General features: G+C 72.3%; 2 protein-coding genes. Both read left to right on the plus strand.

Annotated elements, in window-relative coordinates; translation table 11 throughout:
- Window position 1 precedes the first annotated feature (1 nt).
- Window positions 2–895, plus strand: coding sequence for a PhnA-like protein (locus J4O73_RS24160; protein WP_426221561.1), 894 nt, complete (start codon window positions 2–4; stop codon window positions 893–895).
- A 90-nt stretch (window positions 896–985) separates the two neighbouring features.
- A complete protein-coding gene (locus J4O73_RS24165) occupies window positions 986–1,189 on the plus strand; it encodes a CsbD family protein (RefSeq protein WP_378971065.1) in 204 nt (67 codons plus the stop codon).
- Window positions 1,190–1,202 lie beyond the last annotated feature (13 nt).

The raw sequence follows: 1,202 nt of genomic DNA on the forward strand, positions 1-1,202 counted from the left end.
CCTGGCCACGGAGGCGCATGCCGACACCCGTGCCGTGCTGCTCAACCAAGTGTCCTGGGGCGCCATCTTCGCGGGCGCCGTCACCGCCCTGGTGACGCAGGTCGTCGTCAACCTCGTCGGCGTCGGCATCGGGCTGGCCTCCATCGGCACCACCGCCGCCGACAACCCCTCCGCCTCCACCGCCTCCCTCAGCGCAGGCATCTGGTTCGTGGCCTCGGGCATCGTCGCCTCCCTGGCCGGCGGACTCATCGCAGGCCGCCTCTCCGGCAAGCCCCTGCCGGGCGCCGCCGCCCTCCACGGCCTCGTCTCCTGGGCCGTGACCACCCTCGTCGTCCTGTACATGCTCACCTCCGCCGCCACCGGCCTCGTCGGCGGCACCCTCGGCACCGTGTCGAGCGCGCTCGGCGGCGCCGGCAACCTCGTCGGCGGCACCATCCAGACCGCCGCCACCGCCGCCGCCCCGTCCCTGTCCAAGGTCTCCAACCCCCTCGACGGCATCGAGCAGAAGGTCCGCGAGCAATCCGCCGGGCAGGACCCGCAGGCCGCCAAGGACGCGGCCGTCTCGGCCGTGAAGGCCGTGCTGACCGGTGACCCGGCCCAGAAGGAGCAGGCCAAGACCCGCGCCGCCGACGCGCTGGCCAAGGCCCAGGGCATCGCGCCGGACCAGGCCAAGGCGCAGATCGACGACTACCAGAAGCAGTACGAGCAGGCCGTCGCCACCGCCAAGCAGAAGGCCGAGGCCGCCGCCGTCACCGCCAAGTCCGCCGCGACCCAGGGTGCCTTCTACGCCGCCATCGCCCTCGTGCTCGGCGCGCTGGCCGCGTTCCTCGGCGGTCGCCTCGGCGCCCCCAAGCCCGCGACGCTGCTGGGCACCTACGACGCCCGCCGCGTCTGATCCCGTTCACCGGCCCCCGCCCTCCGGCGGGGGTCACCACCGGCCGGGCAGACCGGCCTCCCTCGCGAAGCAGAAGCAGGAGTGCACATCATGAGCAGCACCACCGACAAGCTGAAGGGTCTGGCCAACGAGGCCGTCGGCAACGTCAAGCAGGGCGTGGGCAACATGACCGGCAACGACAAGCTCGTGGCCGAGGGCAAGGCCCAGGAACTCAAGGGCGAAGCCCAGAAGACCGTCGGAGACGTCAAGGACGGCGCCAAAAACCTCGCCGACAAGGTCACCGGCAAACACTGAGCAAGGTCGGCGG

The organism is Methylobacterium sp. NFXW15, from assembly GCF_049887755.1.
GTDB lineage: Bacteria > Pseudomonadota > Alphaproteobacteria > Rhizobiales > Beijerinckiaceae > Methylobacterium.

Bases quoted from the DNA above. Each gene is read 5' to 3' on its own strand.
- J4O73_RS24165 (WP_378971065.1), top strand. From the start codon at position 986: ATGAGCAGCACCACCGACAAGCTGAAGGGTCTGGCCAACGAGGCCGTC.